Here is a 21309-nt window from a genome sequence, read left to right as displayed (position 1 = left end):
GGATGAGACTACCGTTTTCGCCCGCCGAGTAAACTCCCCAGCATGCCCCTGACTATCTGATTGGTCACCTGCCGAACCGCGCTTTTAGCGGCCGTTTGTACCAGACCATCATGTTTGCCGCCGCGTGGACCGGTGGTGCCGAACAAAATATCTTTCAGCCCGCCCAGCAGACCGTCGTCAGCGCTGCCCGTCTGGCCTTTTGCCGGCGGAGCCGCCTGTTGTTCTGGGGTTGCCTGTACCCCTTTTTGCAACATTTCAAATGCGGACTCGCGATCGACCTCTTCTTCATACTTGCCGTACAGCGCGGAGTGGTTAATCAGGCCATTACGCTCGTCGTCCGTCACCGGTCCCATGCGTGAGCAGGGGGCGATCACCATCGCGCGCTCGACCACCGACGGGCTGCCTTTTTCATCGAGGAAGGAGATCAGCGCTTCGCCGGTACCCAGCTCCTGGATAGCCTGTTCGGTGCTGAAAGCCGGGTTGGCGCGCATGGTCTGGGCCGCGGTTTTCACCGCTTTTTGATCTTTCGGCGTAAAGGCGCGCAGGGCGTGCTGAACCCGGTTGCCCAGCTGGCCGAGAACCGCATCGGGAATATCCGACGGGTTCTGCGAGACGAAGTAAACCCCCACGGCTTTGGAGCGAATCAGGCGGATAACCTGCTCGATTTTATCCAGCAGCACCTGAGGCGCATCGTTAAACAGCAGATGCGCTTCATCGAAGAAAAAGACCAGCTTCGGCTTTTCCCGATCTCCGGCTTCCGGCAGGCGCTCGTAGAGCTCCGAGAGCATCCACAGCAGGCTGGCGGCGTAGAGTTTCGGCATCTGATACAGTTTTTCGGCGCTGAGGATATTAATCACCCCTTTGCCGTTCTCGTCGAGGCGCATCCAGTCCTCGATGTCGAGCATCGGCTCGCCGAAAAAGTGCTCCGCCCCTTGCTGCTCCAGGGTCAGCAGGCCGCGCTGGATAGCGCCGACCGAGGCGCTGCTGATGTTGCCATACTGGTTTTGAAAAGCTTTGGCGTTGTCACCGATATACTGGGTGATGGCGCGCAGATCTTTAAAGTCGAGCAGCAGCAGGCCGCGATCGTCGGCGATGCGGAAGATAATATTCAGTACGCCGGACTGGACCTCGTTGAGATTCAATAATCGCGCCAGCAGCAGCGGCCCGAGATCGGACACCGTCGCCCGGACCGGGTGGCCTTTCTCGCCGAAAATATCCCACACCACCGCCGGGTTAGCGTGGGGCTGCCAGTCGGTGACGCCGATTTTTTCCAGCCGCGCCTGCAGTTTCTCCGAGCTTTGGCCCGCTGCGGCAATCCCGGTCAGATCGCCTTTTACATCGGCCATAAACACCGGTACGCCGATTTCGGAAAAGGACTCCGCCAGTTTTTGCAGGGTGACGGTTTTACCGGTGCCGGTCGCACCGGTAATCAGGCCGTGGCGGTTGGCCATTCCCGGTAGCAAATGCAGCTGTTTTTCCCGCGTGCGGGCAATCAGCAGGGGTGCGCTCATGATCGATTCCTCCATTTATCCTGCGTCGATTATAGGCAAACTGGCCGCAAACCGACGTGAGAAATCGCTGCATTCGCCTGGCGTGGCGTTGATTTCTCTCAGGCGCAATGGCGTTGAATGAGCGCGATGCTCCGTTCCGTCTCGCGGCGGATATCCTCTTCGCTCCAGGATGCCAGCTCCGGCGCAAACGGTTCGAACGCATACACCCCCTGATAACCCCGGGCTTCGAGGTGTTTGATTTGCTCACAGGTATGCAGCCGATCTTTTTCCGTCAGCATGATACGTTCGTCGTCGGTCAGGTTTTCCCGTGGACGGGCATCTTCCACGCCGGAGAGGTGCACCAGACCGATGTCAGCGATATCCACCTGGCTAAACTCGGCATCCGCCTGCGGATAGAGATGGTGGTGGAAGGTATCAATCAGTAGCTTAAACGGGACTTTCGCATCGCGGATGAGCGTCTGCGCCTGCGCGGCAGAGCGCAGTGAGCTCTGCGGGAAACCCAGCGGTTCAACCAGGCCCCGCACGCCGTAAAACGAGAACAGCGGCGACAGATCGCGCAGCGCGCTCAGCGTTTCGCTGGCCGGTACTTCGCTGCCATCGTTGAGCGGACACAGGACCAGCGATTTAGCGCCAATGGCTCTGGCCTCCTGCAACAACGATTCGGCCAGGCCGCGAACCTGCTCCGTGCGGCGGTTAAACGGGTACACCGCATTGATGGTCAAAATCTCAATATGGTAGCGGTCGGCCAGCTCGCGCACCTGCTGATGGCTGAGATCGTCGGTCACTTTGCCTGCGGGCAAATCGTTACGCAACTCGACCTTATTCAGCCCAAGACTGTTCACCAGACGGAAAAAGGCCTCGATGCTCAGCGATGGGGCGATCTTGCGATTAAGACAGAAACGTTGCAGTGCGATAGCCATGTGGCTCTCCTGAATGACGATAGGTTGGGTTTATTCGATCGACTGTAAGTCAAAACATTTATTTCATAATTAGCAATGACTGAAATGGTGGATCTTTGAGCTGCTTCGCAAATAATCGTACTTTACCGCTCTAAGTTACATCGGGTACAGATGGCGTCGCAGCTGAATCTTATCGCAGGCGCTTTCTTGACGAAACTCGAGCGCCGGGGCCGGGAAATGCGACGGTCATCACCAAAATAGAATTTCATTCTACATCAACATTGAAATATAAGTTTCATTTTACTACGGTTATAGCACAGCAAAATCGGAAAGGGGCCGCAGCGTTGGCCTTCCCACATCATGAGGCGAGAAGATGACGATCACAGGAAACTTTATTGGCGGGAAAACCGTCACCAGCAGCAGCAATGAAACGATGCCGGTGTACGACCCGGCGACGGGCAAGGTGGTGCGCGAAGTCACTTTGTCGACCGCTCAGGAAGTCTCTGATGCCATTCAGGTTGCCCGTGATGCCTTTGAAAGCTGGTCGCGCACCACGCCGCTACGCCGCGCCCGCGTGCTGTTCAACTTTAAAATGCTGCTTGAGCAACATGCTGAGGAGCTGGCGGGAATCATCGTTAGCGAGCACGGTAAGGTCTGGTCAGATGCACTGGGTGAACTGACCCGTGGTCTGGAAGTGGTTGAATTTGCTTGCGGTATTCCGCATCTGATTAAAGGTGAATACTCATCTGACGTCGGCACCGGCGTGGACAGCTATTCGCTGATGCAGCCGCTGGGTGTGGTGGCGGGGATTACGCCGTTTAACTTCCCGGCGATGGTTCCGATGTGGATGTTCCCGCTGGCGCTGGCCTGCGGCAACAGCTTCATCCTCAAGCCGCCGGCGCTGGCCCCGACGGCCGCGGTACGCCTGGCTGAACTGCTGAAGGAAGCAGGCCTGCCGGATGGCGTCTTTAACGTTGTGCACTGCAGCAACGATGATGCTGAGCAGCTGTATACCGATCCGCGTATTGCGGCGGTCAGCTTCGTCGGCTCCTCCGGCGTTGCCGAATATATCTACAAAACCGCCAGCGCCCACGGCAAACGCGTGCAGGCCTTTGGCGCGGCGAAAAACCATGCGATTGTGATGCCGGACGCGGATCTGGATGCGACGGTAAATGCGATTATGGGCGGTGCGTTTGGTTCTGCGGGCGAGCGCTGCATGGCGTTGCCGGTCGTGGTCGCGGTGGGTGATGAAACGGCGGATAAGCTGATTGCGCGTCTGAAGCCGCTGGTGGAAACGCTGAAAGTCGGGCCGGGATGCATGCGCGGCAAAGAAGAGAACGAAATGGGCCCGGTGGTTTCCGATACCCATCAGAAGAAAGTGCTGGGCTATATCGATAAAGGCGCCAGCGAAGGGGCGAAACTGGTCGTCGACGGGCGTAAGCTGCGCGTGTCAGGCTATGATGACGGGTACTATGTCGGCGGTACGCTGTTCGACCACGTGACGCCGGATATGACCATCTGGCGGGAAGAAATTTTTGGACCGGTACTGGGCATTGTCCGCGTGGCGGACTATCACAGCGCGCTGGAGCTGGTGAACAGCCACGAATTTGGCAACGGCAGCGCCGTCTTCACCAGCAATGGACACACCGCCCGTGAATTCGTGCATGATGTCCAGGCCGGAATGGTCGGGGTGAACGTGCCGGTTCCGGTACCGATGGCCTTCCACAGCTTCGGCGGCTGGAAACGCTCGGTATTTGGCGCCCTCAACGTCCATGGACCTGACGGCGTGCGCTTCTACACCCGGATGAAAACCGCCACCGTGCGTTGGCCGGAAGGGCAGCAAACCGTATCTGAATTCAGCATGCCGACATTAGGTTAATCGGCGAAGGAGAACGCCATGTCGTTACTGGCTAAATCACGAAAAGAGGGGCAGATCCAGCACATCACGCCGCAAAGCGCCGGCTGGCGCTATATCGGTTTTGATGTGTGGATGCTGAAAAAAGGGCAGAGCATTACGCTGGAAAGCGGCGAGCGCGAGCTGTGTCTGGTGCTGGTTGCCGGGCTGGCGTCGGTTAAAACGACGAAGGCCGACTTCCCCGGGCTGGGACAGCGAATGTCGCCGTTTGAACGTACGCCGCCGTGGGCGGTGTATGTCCCGACGCAGGACAAGGTGGAGGTGACGGCGGATTCTGACCTTGAACTGGCGGTGTGCAGCGCGCCAGGTAAAGGTACGCTGCCGGCACGGGTGATTCGTCCGCAGGATGTGGGCGTTGAACATCGTGGCAAAGGGCGTAATCAGCGTCTGGTGCACAATATCCTGCCGGATAATGCGCAGGCCGACTGTCTGCTGGTGGTGGAGGTGTATACCGACGAAGGCGCCACCAGCTCCTGGCCGTCGCATAAACACGATACCGCGCAGCCGGGTAAAGAGACCCAGCTGGAAGAGACCTACTATCACCGTTTCGATCCGCCGCAGGGCTTCGCACTCCAGCGGGTATATACCGATGATCGCAGCCTGGATGCCTGCATGGCGCCTTACAACCACGATGTGGTGATGGTGCCGCGCGGCTATCACCCGGTCGCGGCGATTGCCGGGTATGACAGCTATTATCTGAACGTGATGGCCGGGCCGGAGCGCAAGTGGTTGTTTACCTGGGAAGAGGACCACGCGTGGATCAACAGTCCTGACTATCCTCGTCACGACTGACGGATCGCAAGCGTTAAAAGGGCCGCTAAGTTTTTGCTTAGCGGCCCTTTTTGTCTGCTCCTGTTCCCCGGTGGCTGCCCGCAAGTATTCCCCGGTGGCGCTGCGCTGACCGGGGCTACGGGGGGATGGTCGCCCGGATAAGGCGCTGGCGCGGAATCCGGGAGGTTTCCTGAAGGCCGGAGATATTCCCCCGGTGGCGCTGCGCTGACCGGGGCTACAGGGGGATGGTCGCCCGGATAAGGCGCTGGCGCGGAATCCGGGAGAGGGGGCAGGGTCAGGCGAGGTTCTGCTGGGTTTGCGGTTCTTTGCTGCTGTTTAGCGCCAGTGACACGGCCAGCGTCTGAGCCAGGCACAGAGAGGCCACCTGGGAGCGGAAACCGTCAACCTGCGCTTCACGTACCACAAAGCAGACATCGCTGAAGGCCGCGAGCGGGCTGACCTGGCTGTCGGTAATCGCAATCTGTCGCGCCTTGCGCTGGGCGCCAAGTTCAACCAGCTCGACAACTTCACGCGCGTAGGGCGAGAAGCTTACGGCGACCACCACATCTTTCGGTCCCACCAGGCTCAGCTGCTCGGTGAACATTCCGCCGAGGCCATCGATCAGAAACGCTTTACGGTCAAGATGACGCAGCGCATAGGTCAAATAGGAGGCGACGCTAAACGAGCGGCGCAGGCCAATCACATAGATATTCTCCGCCTCCGCCAGCAGGGCGACCGCGCGCTCGAGATCATCGCCAGAGGTCTGCATCGCCAGCTGCTGCAGCGCCTGGGTATTCACCATGGTGAACATATTGAGAATTTCAGTCGGCGTTTCCGGCGGCGACGTTTCATCGTTGGTGGTCTGGCGGAACAGGCGCGCGCGTTCGGTATAGTTGGCGGTTTCTTCCATCAGATGCTGTCTGAACATCTGCTTCATTTCATTAAAGCCGCTAAAGCCGAACGCATTAGCGAAACGGATCAACGTCGATGGCGGGACATCCGCCTGCTGGGCGATGGAGGCGACGGTATCGAAAGCGACGCTATTACTGTTATCCAGAATATAGCGTGCCACCTGTTTTAAGCGTTTGCTTAATGTATCGTAGCGACGCCGGATTTCATCCTGCAGGATGGTCAGTTGGGTCGGATTATTGGCCATAGATTGCGCTCTGAGAAAATGAAAGGAATATAACTTCCAGTGTACCAAATGAAGCGAATTTTTCATTTTTTGCGATGAAATACGCGATTCATTTCACGAAGAAACAGAAAAAAAACCCGCACCGGGAGGCGCGGGCGGGTTTTATCGCGGTTAACCGCGGGCTTCACGCCAGTAGTCGATGAGCGTCAGGTAGTTGCGTTTCACCTCGCCAATCAGCGCCTCATCGCTCAGTTCGCCCGCCATCCAGCGCCGTGAAGGCTGGCCAAAAATGGTACGTCCGACGGCGAAGCCTTTGATGATCGGGTGGCCGGCGGCCTCGGCAAACCCGGCGCGCAGCCGATCTGACGGCGCATCGAGGCCAAGGAGCAGGATCCCGCGACACCAGGGATCTTCGCGCGCGATCAGACCCGCGATCTTTTCCCAGCTGGCGCTGGAGAGCGGCGGCAGCTTCCACCAGTCCGGCTGAATGCCGAGCTGGTAAAAATGTTCCAGCATCGTGTGGTAGTGACGCTCGTCTTTATCCGGGCCATTTTCCGGCTGGATCACTTCCAGCAGCAGCTCGTGTCCGGACTTGTTGCAGGCTTGCCAGACTTCCAGCAGCAGCGCATCCTGCTCAGCCCGCAGCGGTGCCGGATCTGCCGGATGATAGAAGACCAGGCATTTCACCACATGCTCCAGCGGCCAGTCGATCAGCTGGGAACCAATGTTGCCGTGCTCCAGACGCAGCGGGCGCGAACCCGGTAGCTCGATAGGGCGACCAATCCACCAGCCTTTACCGGTAATGGCATTCAGCGAGCTCTGACCGTAGGTGCCGTCGGCGAGAATCCCGCTCCGCTGTTCCAGCCCCGCCTCTTTGGCGGCCGCTTCGGCGGCTGCCAGCAGCAGCAGCTTGAGCCGGGGAATAGAGGCCGGATCGCATCCGGTTTCATGGGCCAGATCCGCCAACTGTTTACGATGATCAAAAGCGAAAATGCACAGCTCCGGCCACTGCTGACGGCGGCTGGTGACGCGGTGTAAATGGTTTAATCGCGCATCGATATCCGGACGTGGCACGGATTGCGCCCGCAGCAGATAATCATCCAGCTCGACTTTGGTCGGCATCGCCGGCGCGCAGCCGTGGCGCGAGACCACCAGCGCGCCGCAGGCGTTGGCGTAGCGACACGCCTGTTCCCAGCCTTCATCATTCAGCCAGCCGCGCAGCAGACCGGACATAAAGGCATCGCCCGCGCCCAGCACGTTGAGTACCTCAACCCGTACGCCCTGCTGGAGCGGAATGCTGTCCCAGCTATCGGGAATGTCGCCTTCCAGCACCACGCAGCCCATCGGGCCCCGTTTGCAGACCAGCGTCGCTTTGGTCGCATGGCGGACATTTTTCAGCGCGGTCAGCGTATCGGTGCTGCCGCCGGCAATATGGAACTCCTCTTCTGTACCGACCACTAAATCGAACAGATGTAGCACTTCCTGAAGCTGACTGGTGACCGGACCGGATTCGATGAAACGCGTTTCACCGTCACCCAGCGAGGTCAATCCCCACAGCACCGGACGGTAATCGATATCCAGCGCGGTGCGCAGGCCGTGACGGCGGGCGTACTCCAGCGCTTTCAGTACCGCCGCGCGGGTGTTGGGATGAGAGAGGTGCGTGCCCGTTACCGCCAGCGCACGGGAAGAGGCGATGTACTCCTCGTTAATATCCTCAGGCACCAGCGCCATATCGGCACAATTATCACGGTAAAAAATGAGCGGGAAGGTCTCCTGATCTTTAATGCCCAGCATCACCAGCGCGGTGAGACGCTGTTTATCCGTGATCAGGTATTCGGTATCGACCCCGACCCGGCCGAGCGTTTCGCGTAGAAAACGGCCATTGTGCTCATCGCCGACGCGTGCCAGCATGGCTGATTTTAATCCCTGAATGGCGGTACCAAAGGCTACGTTGCCGGAAGAGCCGCCCAGATATTTAGAGAAACTGGCAACATCTTCTAGCCTTGCACCAATCTGCTGGGCATAGAGGTCGACAGCCACCCGGCCAATACAGATGACGTCGAGCCGCTTTACTGCTGCATTCATAGCTAGGTTTTCCTTTTACATATCTGCTGTACGGAAGGGTCGGAATGCCGACAAGGACTCCACACACAGCCTGAGGGTGAACGGATATCCCTAGTTTGAGAAATAAATATTTCATTTGCAAATGAGATCGAAATTAAAAAACCAAAAGTGTGAGGGATCTACCACTCTGCCGCGCCAGGCCCCATTCTGCAAAGGATCGAAGGCGCGGATGACGCCTGCTGTGACATGGTTCGGTAAGAGAGTGCTTTATGCATGATTTTTAAAGGGATATTTAAGCGGCGGCGCGCCTTGAGCGGCCGAAGGCGGTGTGGGCGGCGTGGGTGAAACGGGTGAAACAGAGAGAGAGTTTGATCCCTCTCGCAAAATGAAATATTTTTTCTGTATTTCTATTTAATGAAAAAAATGTTTGCCTATAATCCAAAAGTATTCCAGTGGACGTTAACGATTTCCCGCGGCTGTGACAAGCGTGTAGTACGGGGAAAACGCGCTAACCCACACACAAATACTGAACAATAAGGATTGTGCAAGATGGGCAAACTGAGACTGACAATGGCACAGGCGCTGGTGAAGTTCCTTGATAACCAGTTTCTCGACGTGGATGGCGAAGAGCATAAATTCGTAAAAGGTATTTTCGCCATCTTTGGCCACGGCAACGTGCTGGGGCTGGGCCAGGCGCTGGAACAAGACAGCGGCGAAATGCGGGTCTTCCAGGGGCGTAACGAACAAGGTATGGCGCACGCCGCCACCGGTTTCGCCCGCCAGTCTCTGCGCCGCCAGATCATTGCCTGCACTTCTTCCGTCGGACCGGGGGCGGCCAATATGATTACCGCCGCCGCGACGGCCACCGCCAACCGTATTCCTCTGCTGCTGCTGCCCGGCGATGTGTTTGCTAGCCGTCAGCCGGACCCGGTGCTGCAGCAGGTTGAGCAAAGTTATGACCTCAGCATCAGCACCAACGACGCCTTCCGGGCCGTCAGCAAATACTGGGATCGCATTACGCGCCCGGAACAGCTGATGAGCGCCTGCATTAACGCGATGCGCGTCCTGACCGATCCGGCGGAAACCGGCGCCGTCACTCTCTGTCTGCCGCAGGATGTGCAGGGCGAAGCCTGGGATTACCCGGAGTCGTTCTTTGTTCGCCGCGTGCATCGTCTCGATCGCCGTCCGGCCAGCGCCGCCCAGCTGACGGATGCGGTGGCGGCCATTAAGGCCAGCCGTAAACCGCTGATTATTTGCGGCGGCGGGGTGAAATATGCCGGTGCCGGGGAAGCCCTGTCCCGCTTCGCGGAACGCTACGGCATTCCGTTCGCAGAAACTCAGGCCGGGAAAGGGACGGTGGTCTCCTCCCATCCGCTGAACGTCGGCGGCGTCGGCGAAACCGGCTGCCTGGCCGCCAACCTGCTGGCGAAAGAAGCCGATTTGGTTATCGGTATCGGCACCCGCTTTAGCGATTTCACCACCTCATCAAAATGGTTGTTCCAGCACCCCGGCGTGCGCTTTCTGAATGTCAACGTCAGCAACTTCGATGCCTGGAAACTTGACGGCATTCCGCTGCTGGCCGATGCCCGCGAAGCCCTGACGTCACTGGACAGCGCGCTGGCCAGCGAAGGCTGGCAGGCGAACTGGGGCGCGCAGATTGACAGCGTCCAGAGCCGCCAGCTGAAAGAGACCCAGCGCGTCTATCAGGCCGTCTGGCAGGAAGAGGCTTTTGTCCCGGAAGTCGATGATGCTCTCGATCGCGAGTCGGTATATCGGGAATTTCGCCAGATCACCGACTCCACGCTGACCCAGAGCAGCGTGCTGGGGGTACTCAATGAAACGCTTGCGGCGGATGCGGTAATTGTGGCGGCAGCGGGCAGCTTGCCCGGGGATCTGCAGCGCGTCTGGCGCAACCGGGCCCCCAACACCTATCACGTAGAGTACGGCTACTCCTGCATGGGCTATGAAGTGAATGCCGCGCTGGGGGTGAAGCTGGCGCAGCCGCAAACCGAAGTCTATTCCCTGGTCGGAGACGGCTCTTTCATGATGCTGCACTCTGAGCTGGTGACCTCGTTGCAGGAGCGGGCGAAGATCAACGTGGTACTGCTCGACAATATGGCCAACGGCTGCATCAACAACCTGCAGATTGGCCACGGTATGGGCAGCTTCGGCACCGAGTTTCGCTATCGCTCAGCGGAGAACGGGCAGCTGCAGGGCGGCCTGGTGCCGGTCGATTTCGCCACTATTGCGGCGGGCTACGGTTGCAAAACCTGGCGTGTCACCACCCTGAATGAACTGCGTCAGGCGCTGGATGCCGCGCGTCGCGAGACGATCAGCACGCTGATTGATATTAAAGTGCTGCCGAAGACCATGGTGCATTCCTACGGCAGCTGGTGGAACGTCGGCGTCGCCCAAACGGCCTTGTCAGAACGTATTCGCAAAGTTGCTGAAATGATTAATGAAAAACGCGCCGAAGCGCGGGATTACTAGAACAGAACGCTCACCTTGAACCCTACAGAATCACGGAGAAAACCACTATGTCACTCAAATTAGGTGTCATCGGCGCTGGCGCCATCGGGAAAGAACATATCCGTCGTTGTACCCAGGTCTTACAGGGAGCCACCGTGGTGGCGGTGTCGGATATCAATGCGGAGAGCGCACGTGCGGCGGTAGCGCTGCCGGGCGTGCAGGCGGAAATCTACACCGACGGCCACGATGTTATCCAGTCCAGCGATGTCGACGCTATCCTTGTCACCTCGTGGGATCCGACGCACGAAGAGTATACCCTCGCGGCGATCGCCGCCGGCAAACCGGTGTTCTGCGAGAAGCCGCTGGCGATGAGCGCGGAAGGCTGCCGCCGCATTGTCGATGCGGAAATGAAAGCGGGCCGCCGCCTGGTGCAGGTGGGCTTTATGCGCCCTTACGATGAAGGCTACCTGGCGCTGAAAAAAGTCATTGATGATGGTGATATCGGCGCGCCGCTGATGCTGCGCTGCGCACACCGTAACCAGTCGGTCGGTGAGAACTACACCACCGACATGGCGATCACCAACACCCTGATCCACGAGCTGGACGTGCTGCGCTGGCTGCTCAACGATGACTACTGTTCGGTACAGGTGCGCTTCCCGCGCTCTACTTCCCATACCCACGCGCGTCTGAAAGACCCACAGATTGTGTCGTTTGAAACCAAAAAAGGCACGTTGATCGACGTGGAAGTCTTCGTCAACTGCCAGTACGGCTACGACATTCAGTGCGAAGTGGTGGGCGAAACCGGTATTGCCCGCCTGCCTGAGCCGTCAGCAGTGCAGATGCGCAAAGCCGCTAACCTGTCGACCGCCATCCTGACCGACTGGAAGGATCGCTTTATCAAAGCCTACGACGTGGAGCTGCAGGCCTTCATCAATGATGTTCAGGCAGGTCAGCTGCAGGGCCCATCGGCATGGGACGGCTATGCGGCATCCGTGGCTGCTGACGCCTGTATTAAAGCCCAGGGAACCAGCGAGCCGGTTGAGGTGACGCTGCCTGAGTGCCCGGCATTCTACAAACGCTAATCCGCCTCTCGCTTACGGAACTTCTTTGAACAGGTAACGACGATGAAAATTGCTTTCGACGTTGATGTGATTCGCGATCTCGGGATTACCCGGATGGTCCACCAGGTTGCGGAATGGGGTTACAAGTACATTGAGCAATCGCCCCATCCGCAGATTAACCCGTTCTACAAACATCCGCGCGCCGGTCGGGAAGTGATTGCCGAGTACAAACAGGCGCTGCGTGAGACCGGCGTGGAGATCTCCTCGTTTATCTGCGTTTACCGCTGGTCCGGCCCGGATGAACTGCGCCGTCAGGCGGCGGTAAAAAACTGGAAACGGCTGATCGAAGTGGCGGTAGAAATGGGTGTGCAGGTGATCAACACCGAGTTTTCCGGCGATCCGAATCAGCCGGAAATCTGCGAAGAGATGTTCTATCGCTCGATGGATGAGCTGCTGCCCATTTTCGAGCGCGAAGGTATTCGCGTGGAGATTCAGGCGCATCCGTGGGACTTCTGTGAAGAGAGCAACGAAACCGTCGATATCGTGAAGTCGTTCCGTAGCGAGAATGTGAAGTACGTATACAGCGTTCCGCACACCTTCTTTTATGACAAAGGGAAAGGTGAGGTCGAGAAAATGCTGCGCTATGCGGGAAGCGATCTCTCCCATGTGCTGATCGCCGATACCCGCAACCATACCAAGCACTGTCGCTATATCGTTAATCCGCCGGGCGTGGATGCCGCGGTCCACCAGCATGTGGGCGTTGGCGAGGGGGATGTGGATTTCGACGCGCTGTTCCGCACCCTGCGCGAAATGAAATTTGCCGAGCAGACCTTCAAGGTCGGCGGCGCGCCGATTGTGGCCGCCTCGCTATTTGGCTACCCGGAAAAAATGAAATACCAGGCAGTGGAAACCCGTGAACTCATCGAACGTGAATTGCTGCGTCGCTAAAGCGCGGCAACAGGAGCATTTTTATGAACAAAGATAATGTAAAACTGGCGATCGCCCCTATTGGCTGGACCAACGATGATATGCCTGAACTGGGCAGCGAAAATACCTTTCAGCAGATTGTCAGCGAAATGGCGCTGGCGGGGTTTAGCGGCAGCGAAGTGGGCAGCAAATACCCGCGCGATCCGGCGGTGCTGAAGCCGATGCTGGATATTCGCGGCATTCAGATCTGCAATGCCTGGTTCAGCACCTTTTTTGCCAACGGGCAGCGGGAAAAGACCATTGACGAGTTTGTGAATCACATGAATTTCCTGCACGCGATGGGGGCGAGAGTGATTGGCTGCTCCGAGCAAAGCGGCAGCATTCAGGGGCTGGAAAAACCGATTCTCGGCGAGGCAAAACCCTGCTTCAGCGAGGAAGAGTGGCAGCGCGTCGCCGAAGGCTACAACACGCTGGGGCGCCTGGCCGCCGAGAAGGGCATGCAGGTGTGCCTGCACCACCATATGGGGACCGGTATTCAGACCAGCGAAGAGATCGACAAATTTATGTCGCTGGTCGATGACAAAGTCTTTCTGCTGTACGATACCGGACACGCCTGGTATTCCGAAGGGGGCGAAGCGCCGATGCTGGCGATCCTCAAGAAATACCTGCCGCGTATCAACCACGTGCACCTGAAAGATGTCCGTCCGCCGGTGATTGAGCAGGTTCGTCGCGAAGGGCTGTCATTCCTTGATGGCGTGAAGAAAGGCACCTTCACCGTGCCTGGCGATGGCGTGATCGACTTCCGTCCGGTGTTCAAACTGCTGGACGACCATGGCTACAAAGGCTGGATGGTGGTTGAAGCCGAACAGGATCCGGCGCTGGCTAACCCCTTCGAATACGCCCTCAAAGCGCGTAAATATATTCGTGAAACGGCAGGAATCTAATCGTTGATCCACTTTCAGGCCACACAGCGCTGTGGCCTGTTTTTTTGCGCTTTACGTGCCGCACCACAAACCCGTCCATGGCAGGTTAACGCCCCGATAATCCCCCTCGTACAGCGCTGCTCCTCCCGAACGGGCCGCGCAGCGAACAGTTCATCTTCTGTCATCCAGGAACACTCCCGGCTGGCGCGACGCTTACCGGGGCTACGGTTGGTGTCGGTGCGTAGCCCGGGCAAGAGAGGCCGGTTTGTCGCACGCATCGGGCGTTGCAGCATTTTGTGATCCAGTCTGAAAAACGTGCACTTACGTCCGTCACCCCATTTACCTTCTCTTTGCTGGCGGCATAGTATGGTCGTTAAATAAACGAACACTGTTCTATAATGTAGAACAAACTGATTCAGCAAGGAGATCTCATGCCGCAAACCGTGCAGTTCTCGGGGATTATTCCGCCTGTCTCCACCATTTTTACCGCCGATGGCCAGTTCGATAAACCGGGTACCGCCGCGCTGATCGACGACATGATCGCCGCGGGCGTCGACGGCCTGTTCTTCCTCGGCAGCGGCGGGGAGTTTTCGCAGCTTAATGCCGATGAGCGCAAAGCCATTGCCGACTTCGCCATCGCCCACGTCGACCGCCGGGTGCCGGTGCTGATTGGTACCGGCGGCACCAACGCCCGGGAGACCATCGAACTCGGCCAGCACGCGCAGCAGGCCGGCGCCGACGGTATTGTGGTAATTAACCCCTATTACTGGAAAGTCTCTGAGCCCAACCTGATTCGCTACTTCCAGCAGGTAGCCGATAGCGTCACGCTGCCGGTGCTGCTGTATAACTTCCCGGCCTTGAGCGGTCAGGATCTGACGCCCGCGTTGGTCAAAACTCTCGCCGACTCGCGCAGCAATATTGTCGGCATCAAAGACACCATCGACTCGGTGGCTCATCTGCGCAGCATGATTGAGACGGTGAAATCGGCACACCCGCACTTCTCTGTGCTGTGCGGTTATGATGACCACCTGTTTAACACCCTGCTGCTGGGTGGCGACGGGGCCATCTCGGCCAGCGGTAACTTTGCCCCGCAGATCTCGGTGAAGCTGCTGCAGGCCTTCCGCGACGGCAACCTGGCGGAGGCCGCGCGCTACCATCAGACGCTGCTGAAAATCCCGCAGCTGTACCAGCTGGATACGCCGTTTGTGAATGTGATTAAAGAGGCGATCGTACTGTGCAGGCGGCCGATCTCCACGCATGTGCTGCCCCCGTCCTCTCCGCTGGACGAGGCGAAAAAGCGGCAGCTCAAAACGCTGCTACAACAGCTCAGACTCTGCTGAACCGGAAAATTAAGATGGCAATAGAGACGATTTTCACTCCCCAGAATGATGCGTTTTATGCGGTCATCACCCATGCCGCTGGCCCGCAGGGGGCGCTGCCGCTGACGCCGCAAATGCTGATGGAGTCGCCGAGCGGCAATCTGTTCGGGATGACGCAAAACGCCGGCATGGGCTGGGACGCGAACAAACTCACCGGCAAAGAGGTGCTGATTATCGGCACTCAGGGTGGGATTCGCGCCGGCGACGGCCGCCCGGTGGCGCTGGGTTACCACACCGGCCACTGGGAAATTGGCCTGCAGATGCAGGCGGCGGCCAGGGAGATTACCCGCAACGGCGGGATTCCTTTCGCCGCCTTCGTCAGTGACCCGTGCGACGGGCGCTCTCAGGGTACGTACGGCATGTTCGACTCCCTGCCGTACCGCAACGATGCGGCGATCGTGTTTCGTCGTCTGATCCGCTCGCTGCCGACGCGTCGGGCGGTGATCGGCGTGGCGACCTGTGACAAAGGCCTGCCGGCGACCATGATCGCCCTGGCGGCAATGCATGACCTGCCGACGATTCTGGTGCCCGGCGGGGCGACGCTGCCGCCGACCTTTGGCGAAGATGCCGGTAAAGTCCAGACCATCGGCGCACGCTACGCCAACCACGAGCTGTCGCTGCAGGAGGCCGCTGAACTGGGCTGTCGCGCCTGCGCTTCGCCGGGGGGCGGCTGCCAGTTCCTGGGCACGGCGGGGACCTCGCAGGTCGTTGCGGAAGCGCTCGGCCTGGCGCTGCCGCACTCGGCGCTGGCACCGTCGGGGCAGGACGTATGGCTGGAAATCTCTCGCCAGTCGGCGCGGGCGGTGAGTGAGCTGGATAATCGCGGCATTACCACGCGCGATATTCTGACCGATAAGGCGATCGAAAACGCGATGGTTATCCACGCGGCGTTCGGCGGCTCGACCAACCTTCTGCTGCACATTCCCGCCATCGCCCATGCGGCGGGGTGCACCATTCCTGATGTTGCACACTGGACGCGGATCAACCGCAGCGTCCCGCGTCTGGTCAGCGTGTTGCCGAACGGGCCGGACTACCACCCGACGGTGCGGGCTTTCCTCGCCGGCGGAGTGCCGGAAGTGATGCTGCACTTGCGCGATCTTGGTCTGCTGCATCTGGACGCGATGACGGTCACCGGCCAGACGGTGGGAGAAAACCTCGACTGGTGGCAGACTTCCGAGCGGCGTGAGAAATTCCGTCAGTGTCTGCGCGAACAGGACGGCGTCGATCCGGATGATGTGATTCTCCCGCCGGCGCGGGCGAAAGCCAAAGGACTCACCTCCACGGTGGCCTTCCCGGTAGGAAATATTGCGCCGGAAGGTTCGGTGATCAAAGCCACGGCGATCGATCCGTCGGTGGTGGATGACGACGGCGTGTATCGCCACACCGGACGGGCGCGGGTATTTGTTTCGGAAGCCCGGGCGATCAAGGCGATCAAAAACGGCGAGATCGAGCAGGGCGATATTATGGTGGTGATCGGCGGCGGGCCGTCCGGGACCGGCATGGAAGAGACCTATCAGCTCACCTCGGCGCTGAAACATGTCTCGTGGGGGAAGACGGTGTCGCTGATCACCGATGCCCGTTTCTCCGGCGTGTCGACCGGCGCCTGCTTCGGCCACGTCGCCCCGGAAGCACTGGCGGGCGGGCCCATCGGCAAGCTGCGCGATGACGATGTGATTGAGATCGTCGTCGACAGGCTGGCGCTCACCGGTCACGTCAATTTTCTCGGTACGGCGCACCAGCGGCTGACGCCGGAAGAGGGGGCGGCAGAGTTGGCGGCAAGAACGCCGCATCCCGATTTGCACGCTCATGATTTTTTACCGGACGATACCCGCCTGTGGGCGGCGCTGCAATCGGTCAGTGGAGGGACATGGAAAGGCTGTATATACGATACAGATAAAATTATCGAGGTTATAAACGCCGGTAAAAAAGCGCTCGGTATTTAATTAAATTCTGCTGCAATGTCGTCTGCGGAAATAGTCCGCGGACGGCTTTTTTGTCTGCATTAAATACCATTATGGTTATTTTTTTGTTTTTTATAACCATTTAAAAATTAAGACTAAAAAATATTATGTCCTCCCTTTTTTATAACGATGGCAATCACAAAAACCAAAAAACATAATTCATAAATTAAAAATGACCATTGCCGTAAAAATGCACATCTTCTTACACTCTATTAACACGAAAACGTGAAAATTAAGCACACGTATAATGGGTGATTTCCTGACGTTGCAGCGGGTATGTATTCCCTTTTCAGGTCCCTGACGTTTGCGCCATTCCACTCATTGGGGTTGGGGATAAATATGCAATTAACCATGAAAGATAAAATCGGCTACGGGCTGGGCGATACCGCGTGCGGTTTCGTCTGGCAGGCGACGATGTTTCTGCTGGCCTATTTCTACACCGATGTGTTTGGCCTCTCCGCCGGTATTATGGGCACGCTGTTTTTGGTTTCCCGCGTGCTGGATGCCGTCACCGATCCGCTGATGGGGCTGCTGGTAGACCGCACCCGTACCCGCTACGGCCAGTTCCGCCCGTTCCTGCTGTGGGGCGCCATTCCGTTCGGCATCGTCTGTATGCTGACCTTCTACACGCCGGACTTTTCCGCGCAGGGCAAAATTATCTATGCCTGCGTGACCTATATTCTGCTGACGCTGGTCTACACCTTCGTTAACGTCCCCTATTGCGCGATGCCGGGGGTGATTACGGCGGATCCGAAAGAGCGCCATGCCCTGCAGTCGTGGCGTTTTTTCCTCGCGGCCGCGGGATCGCTGGCGATTAGCGGGATTGCGCTGCCGCTGGTGAGCATCATTGGCAAAGGCAACGAGCAGGTGGGCTACTTTGGCGCCATGTGCGTGCTCGGGCTGACCGGCGTCGTGCTGCTGTATGTGTGCTTCTTCACGACCAGAGAGCGCTATACCTTCGACGTGCAGCCTGGCGCATCGGTGGTGAAAGATCTTAAGCTGCTGTTCGGCAACACCCAGTGGCGAATCATGTGTGCTTTCAAAATGATGGCGACCTGCTCCAACGTGGTTCGCGGAGGGGCAACGCTCTACTTCGTGAAATACGTGATGGACCACCCGGAGCTGGCGATGCAGTTTCTGCTCTACGGCAGCATCGCCACCATGTTCGGTTCGTTGGCCTCTTCGCGCCTGCTGGGGCGCTTCGATCGGGTGAAGGCCTTTAAAGGGATTATCGTGGTCTATTCCCTGATTAGCCTGCTGATTTTTGTTACCCCGGCTGACTATATCGCGCTGATTTTCGCGCTCAACATCGTCTTCCTGTTCATTTTCAACACCACCACGCCGCTGCAGTGGCTGATGGCCTCAGACGTAGTGGATTACGAAGAAAGCCGCAGCGGCCGCCGTCTCGACGGACTGGTTTTTTCAACCTACCTGTTCAGTCTGAAGATTGGCCTGGCCATTGGCGGCGCGGTGGTGGGCTGGATTCTGGCCTACGTGAACTACTCCGCCAGCAGCAGCGTGCAGCCGGTTGAGGTGCTAACCACCATCAAAATCCTGTTCTGCGTGGTACCGGTGGTGCTCTATATCGGCATGTTCACCATGCTCTCATTCTACAAGCTGACCGATGCCCGGGTGGAGGCCATCAGCCAGCAGTTACGTCAACATCGCGCGGCGCAGGAAGAGGGCGTCCCTGCCGCCGCTGCCGCGACATCCCATTAAGCAGGAGGCAATATGTACACGATAACTAACCCGATTCTGACCGGTTTTAACCCGGACCCGTCAATGTGTCGCCAGGGCGAGGATTACTACATCGCCACCTCCACCTTTGAGTGGTTTCCGGGAGTGCGGATTTACCACTCGCGGGATTTGAAAAACTGGTCGCTGGTGAGCATGCCGCTGGATCGCGTGTCGATGCTGGATATGAAAGGCAACCCCGACTCCGGCGGGATCTGGGCGCCGTGCCTGAGCTACGCCGACGGGCTGTTCTGGCTGCTGTATACCGATGTGAAAATCGTCGACTCGCCGTGGAAAAACGGTCGCAACTATCTGGTCACCGCCCCCTCTATTGAGGGGCCGTGGAGTGAGCCGATCGCGATGGGTAACGGCGGCTTTGACCCGTCGCTGTTTCATGATCTGGACGGGAGTAAATATTATATTTACCGCCCGTGGGGGCCGCGTCACCACAGTGACCCGCACTGCACGATCGTCCTGCAGGAGTATTTCCCGCAGACGCAGACCCTGTCGAAGACGCGAAAAACCCTGTTTACCGGCACGGCGCTGCGCTATACCGAGGGGGCCCATCTGTACCATAAAGAGGGCTGGTACTATCTGCTGGTGGCCGAAGGTGGCACCAGTTATGAACATGCGGTGGTGGTGCTCAGAGCGAAAAATATCGACGGGCCGTACGAACTGCACCCGGACGGGACGCTGATGACCAGCTGGCATCTGCCGGAAAACCCGCTGCAGAAAAGCGGCCACGGTTCGCTGCTGGAGACGCACACCGGCGAATGGTATATGGCCTATCTCACCAGCCGTCCGCAGCGCTTGCCCGGTGTGCCGCTGCTGGCCTCCGGCGGGCGCGGCTACTGCTCGCTGGGGCGGGAAACCGGGATTGCGCGCATCAACTGGCACGACGGCTGGCCGTCGGTGGCAGGGGGCAAACACGCCCAGCTGAGCGTGCCGGGGCCGAAAATGGCCGAAAGCCGCGTCGTCGCTGATGAGAGCTGGCGGGATGAGTTCAGCGGCCCGACGCTCAATCCGCAGCTGCAGACCCTGCGTATTCCGTTTGATGACACGCTGGGTTCCCTCAGCGCGCGGCCGGGCTTCTTGCGCCTGTACGGCAACGATTCGCTCAACTCCACCTTTACCCAGTCCACCGTGGCGCGGCGCTGGCAGCACTTTGCCTTCCGCGCCGAAACGCGGATGGAGTTTGCCCCGGAGAACTTCCAGCAGAGCGCCGGGTTAACCTGCTATTACAACAGCAAAAACTGGAGCTACTGCTTCGTTGACTATGAAGAGGGGCAAGGCAGAACCATTAAGGTATTGCAGCTTGACCACAACGTGCCGTCGTGGCCGCTGCATGAACACCCGATTGCGGTGCCGGACGCGGCGCAGAGCGTGTGGCTCCGGGTCGATGTCGACCATCTCGTCTATCGCTACAGCTACTCGTTTGACGGTGAGGCGTGGCACGGCGTGCCGGTGGAATATGCCGCCTGGAAGCTGTCGGATGATTATATCGGCGGGCGCGGGTTCTTTACCGGCGCCTTTGTCGGCCTGCACTGCGAGGATATCAGCGGCGACGGCTGCTATGCGGACTTTGACTACTTCAGCTATGAGCCGATAGTCGGATAACCCCTCAGGCCGGGTAGCCCAGCGCTTTCGACAGCTGGCGCCCGGCCTCTTCCAGCAAGGCGCGATAGCGCGCGAGCTCAGCCTCATCGACGCGAGAGGTGAGCGTTGACAGACTCAGTGCGGCAATGACCCGCGATTCATGGTTCCACACCGGTACCGCCACACAGCGCACGCCCTGCTCATTCTCTTCGCTGTCCTGCGCATAGCCTTGGGCGCGGGTTTGCGCCAGCGCCGCCAGCAGCGCCTCGCGGGAGGTCAGCGTCGCGGGGGTAAACGGCGTGTACTGATAGCCTTCCAGCAGAGTATTTTGCTCCGCCTCGCTCAGCCAGGCGATCAGGACCTTACCGATCGCCGTTGCGTGGATGGGGAGCCGACGGCCGATGCGCGAGTAGGCGATGGCCGCAAGCCTGCCTTCAATTTTCTCGATGTAGACGCCTTCGTGGCCGTCAAGAATGCCGAGGTGAGTGGTCTGCCCGGTGCGCTGCGAGAGATCCGTCAGCCAGCTTTTCGCCTTCTGGCGAATATCCATCGTCCCTACGACAAAATGGCCGCGTTCGACCAGCTTCATGCCCAGGCGGTATTTGTCGTTTTCCGGATTCTGATCGATATAGCCGTGCAGCTGTAAGGTTTTGAGCAGCGAATGGAGGGTGCTTTTACTGAGGCCCATCTGTTTGCTGATATCGGTTATCTTCAGTTCCGTGGCTTGTTCGTTAAACAGGTCGAGGATCGTCAGGGCTCGTTCAACAGACTGGATAATAGGCATAATGCACGACTGCTCACGCTGGGGGAAGATGAAAACGTACCCTTTTTACGCTGAAAAATCAAACGGCTGGCGTGGAAAGGGCGAGCAATATCACCTCGGGGAGCACGTTCCCGGGCGGCGGGGTAAACCCCTTGCCCGGGCGACGGTACGGCGCTGGTCAGTAGCCCGGTAAGCGCAGCG

Annotated in this window: 15 protein-coding genes; 10 read left to right on the top strand and 5 right to left on the bottom strand. The window is 58.5% G+C overall.

Annotation, left to right across the window (positions count from 1 at the left end; translation table 11 throughout):
* Positions 1-8: 8 nt before the first annotated feature.
* A complete protein-coding gene (locus GRPL_RS23480; protein WP_032689764.1) occupies positions 9-1511 on the bottom strand; it encodes a helicase HerA-like C-terminal domain-containing protein in 1503 nt (500 codons plus the stop codon).
* A 98-nt stretch (positions 1512-1609) separates the two neighbouring features.
* On the bottom strand, positions 1610-2431 hold the full coding sequence (locus tag GRPL_RS23485) for a TIM barrel protein (RefSeq protein WP_032698302.1): 822 nt from the start codon (positions 2429-2431) through the stop codon (positions 1610-1612).
* 352 nt (positions 2432-2783) lie between these two features.
* Between GRPL_RS23485 and GRPL_RS23490 the strand changes: the two genes are divergently transcribed.
* Positions 2784-4289: a CoA-acylating methylmalonate-semialdehyde dehydrogenase gene (locus GRPL_RS23490; protein ID WP_032698301.1), complete on the top strand. Its 1506-nt coding sequence runs from the start codon at positions 2784-2786 to the stop codon at positions 4287-4289.
* A gap of 18 nt (positions 4290-4307) precedes the next feature.
* Positions 4308-5117, top strand: a complete 810-nt coding sequence (gene iolB / locus GRPL_RS23495) for a 5-deoxy-glucuronate isomerase (RefSeq protein ID WP_032689761.1) — start codon at positions 4308-4310, stop codon at positions 5115-5117.
* Positions 5118-5391: 274 nt separating this feature from the next.
* Here iolB and GRPL_RS23500 read toward each other — a convergent pair whose 3' ends face one another.
* Both GRPL_RS23500 and GRPL_RS23505 read right to left on the bottom strand, forming a co-directional pair.
* Positions 5392-6252 (bottom strand): MurR/RpiR family transcriptional regulator, encoded by an 861-nt coding sequence (locus GRPL_RS23500; protein WP_032689755.1) that lies wholly within the window; start codon positions 6250-6252, stop codon positions 5392-5394.
* A 150-nt stretch (positions 6253-6402) separates the two neighbouring features.
* Positions 6403-8316, bottom strand: coding sequence for a bifunctional 5-dehydro-2-deoxygluconokinase/5-dehydro-2-deoxyphosphogluconate aldolase (locus GRPL_RS23505; RefSeq protein ID WP_032697185.1), 1914 nt, complete (start codon positions 8314-8316; stop codon positions 6403-6405).
* A gap of 528 nt (positions 8317-8844) precedes the next feature.
* Between GRPL_RS23505 and iolD the strand changes: the two genes are divergently transcribed.
* The 8 genes from iolD to GRPL_RS23545 all read left to right on the top strand — a co-directional run bounded on the left by iolD (position 8845) and on the right by GRPL_RS23545 (position 20366).
* A complete protein-coding gene (gene iolD, locus GRPL_RS23510) occupies positions 8845-10785 on the top strand; it encodes a 3D-(3,5/4)-trihydroxycyclohexane-1,2-dione acylhydrolase (decyclizing) (protein ID WP_032698299.1) in 1941 nt (646 codons plus the stop codon).
* A 47-nt stretch (positions 10786-10832) separates the two neighbouring features.
* Positions 10833-11846: a bifunctional inositol 2-dehydrogenase/D-chiro-inositol 1-dehydrogenase gene (gene iolG / locus GRPL_RS23515; RefSeq protein WP_032697187.1), complete on the top strand. Its 1014-nt coding sequence runs from the start codon at positions 10833-10835 to the stop codon at positions 11844-11846.
* A 42-nt stretch (positions 11847-11888) separates the two neighbouring features.
* Positions 11889-12773, top strand: coding sequence for a sugar phosphate isomerase/epimerase family protein (locus GRPL_RS23520; RefSeq protein ID WP_032698298.1), 885 nt, complete (start codon positions 11889-11891; stop codon positions 12771-12773).
* Positions 12774-12796: 23 nt separating this feature from the next.
* Entirely contained in the window at positions 12797-13696 is a 900-nt protein-coding gene (iolE, locus tag GRPL_RS23525) for a myo-inosose-2 dehydratase (protein WP_032689750.1), read from the top strand.
* A gap of 410 nt (positions 13697-14106) precedes the next feature.
* The gene (locus GRPL_RS23530; protein WP_032698297.1) at positions 14107-15015 is read left to right on the top strand and encodes a dihydrodipicolinate synthase family protein; all 909 of its coding nucleotides are present in this window, start codon (positions 14107-14109) and stop codon (positions 15013-15015) included.
* A 14-nt stretch (positions 15016-15029) separates the two neighbouring features.
* The gene (locus GRPL_RS23535; protein WP_032698296.1) at positions 15030-16997 is read left to right on the top strand and encodes a YjhG/YagF family D-xylonate dehydratase; all 1968 of its coding nucleotides are present in this window, start codon (positions 15030-15032) and stop codon (positions 16995-16997) included.
* A gap of 357 nt (positions 16998-17354) precedes the next feature.
* Positions 17355-18734 (top strand): glycoside-pentoside-hexuronide (GPH):cation symporter, encoded by a 1380-nt coding sequence (locus GRPL_RS23540; RefSeq protein WP_032689746.1) that lies wholly within the window; start codon positions 17355-17357, stop codon positions 18732-18734.
* A gap of 12 nt (positions 18735-18746) precedes the next feature.
* The gene (locus tag GRPL_RS23545) at positions 18747-20366 is read left to right on the top strand and encodes a glycoside hydrolase family 43 protein (protein WP_032698294.1); all 1620 of its coding nucleotides are present in this window, start codon (positions 18747-18749) and stop codon (positions 20364-20366) included.
* A 4-nt stretch (positions 20367-20370) separates the two neighbouring features.
* On the opposite strand, the gene GRPL_RS23550 is transcribed toward GRPL_RS23545, so the two are convergent.
* A complete protein-coding gene (locus tag GRPL_RS23550; protein WP_004857393.1) occupies positions 20371-21129 on the bottom strand; it encodes an IclR family transcriptional regulator in 759 nt (252 codons plus the stop codon).
* Positions 21130-21309: the final 180 nt, after the last annotated feature.

Origin of the sequence: Klebsiella planticola ATCC 33531 (assembly GCF_000735435.1) — a bacterium.
GTDB classification, from domain to species: Bacteria; Pseudomonadota; Gammaproteobacteria; order Enterobacterales; family Enterobacteriaceae; genus Klebsiella; species Klebsiella planticola.
This window is presented reverse-complemented; position numbering and strand designations above follow the sequence as displayed.

Excerpts from the sequence above, each read along its gene's own strand:
- GRPL_RS23480 (WP_032689764.1), bottom strand. The coding sequence starts at position 1,511 with ATGAGCGCACCCCTGCTGATTGCCCGCACGCGGGAAAAACAGCTGCAT.
- GRPL_RS23485 (WP_032698302.1), bottom strand. The coding sequence starts at position 2,431 with ATGGCTATCGCACTGCAACGTTTCTGTCTTAATCGCAAGATCGCCCCA.
- GRPL_RS23490 (WP_032698301.1), top strand. The coding sequence starts at position 2,784 with ATGACGATCACAGGAAACTTTATTGGCGGGAAAACCGTCACCAGCAGC.
- iolB (WP_032689761.1), top strand. The coding sequence starts at position 4,308 with ATGTCGTTACTGGCTAAATCACGAAAAGAGGGGCAGATCCAGCACATC.
- GRPL_RS23500 (WP_032689755.1), bottom strand. The coding sequence starts at position 6,252 with ATGGCCAATAATCCGACCCAACTGACCATCCTGCAGGATGAAATCCGG.
- GRPL_RS23505 (WP_032697185.1), bottom strand. The coding sequence starts at position 8,316 with ATGAATGCAGCAGTAAAGCGGCTCGACGTCATCTGTATTGGCCGGGTG.
- iolD (WP_032698299.1), top strand. The coding sequence starts at position 8,845 with ATGGGCAAACTGAGACTGACAATGGCACAGGCGCTGGTGAAGTTCCTT.
- iolG (WP_032697187.1), top strand. The coding sequence starts at position 10,833 with ATGTCACTCAAATTAGGTGTCATCGGCGCTGGCGCCATCGGGAAAGAA.
- GRPL_RS23520 (WP_032698298.1), top strand. The coding sequence starts at position 11,889 with ATGAAAATTGCTTTCGACGTTGATGTGATTCGCGATCTCGGGATTACC.
- iolE (WP_032689750.1), top strand. The coding sequence starts at position 12,797 with ATGAACAAAGATAATGTAAAACTGGCGATCGCCCCTATTGGCTGGACC.
- GRPL_RS23530 (WP_032698297.1), top strand. The coding sequence starts at position 14,107 with ATGCCGCAAACCGTGCAGTTCTCGGGGATTATTCCGCCTGTCTCCACC.
- GRPL_RS23535 (WP_032698296.1), top strand. The coding sequence starts at position 15,030 with ATGGCAATAGAGACGATTTTCACTCCCCAGAATGATGCGTTTTATGCG.
- GRPL_RS23540 (WP_032689746.1), top strand. The coding sequence starts at position 17,355 with ATGCAATTAACCATGAAAGATAAAATCGGCTACGGGCTGGGCGATACC.
- GRPL_RS23545 (WP_032698294.1), top strand. The coding sequence starts at position 18,747 with ATGTACACGATAACTAACCCGATTCTGACCGGTTTTAACCCGGACCCG.
- GRPL_RS23550 (WP_004857393.1), bottom strand. The coding sequence starts at position 21,129 with ATGCCTATTATCCAGTCTGTTGAACGAGCCCTGACGATCCTCGACCTG.